This is a genomic window from Klebsiella sp. HN106 (assembly GCF_051209435.1).
Classification (GTDB): Bacteria; Pseudomonadota; Gammaproteobacteria; order Enterobacterales; family Enterobacteriaceae; genus Klebsiella; species Klebsiella oxytoca.
In genome coordinates this window covers 1-297 of sequence record NZ_JBLURD010000228.1, presented here as the reverse complement: position 1 = coordinate 297, position 297 = coordinate 1, and the positions used below count along the sequence as shown (strand labels likewise).

1 protein-coding gene and 1 pseudogene are annotated in these 297 nt (G+C 57.9%); both read left to right on the top strand.

The window, feature by feature from the left end; genetic code table 11:
• On the top strand, positions 1-199 hold a 199-nt coding region (locus ACSIPU_RS31040), incomplete at its 5' end, for a chorismate synthase (protein WP_435322539.1).
• Positions 200-201: 2 nt separating this feature from the next.
• Positions 202-297: pseudogene (gene mepA / locus ACSIPU_RS31035) on the top strand (penicillin-insensitive murein endopeptidase); the annotation flags it as partial.

Sequence of the window (297 nt, the reverse complement as noted above, 5' to 3'; positions counted from 1 at the left end):
CAGTATTACCGTTCCCGGTCATACGATTAACCGCTTTGGCGAAGAAGTCGAGATGATCACCAAAGGGCGTCACGATCCGTGCGTCGGCATCCGCGCCGTACCGATCGCTGAGGCGATGCTGGCGATCGTTCTGATGGATCACTTTATGCGTCAGCGCGCGCAGAATGGCGACGTGACGACGACAATTCCACGCTGGTAACCATGAAAAACACCGTTATCGCACTGCTTGCGCTGTTGGCTAGCGCCGGTAGCCTGGCCGCCACGCCATGGCAGAAAATAACCCAACCGATCGGCGGC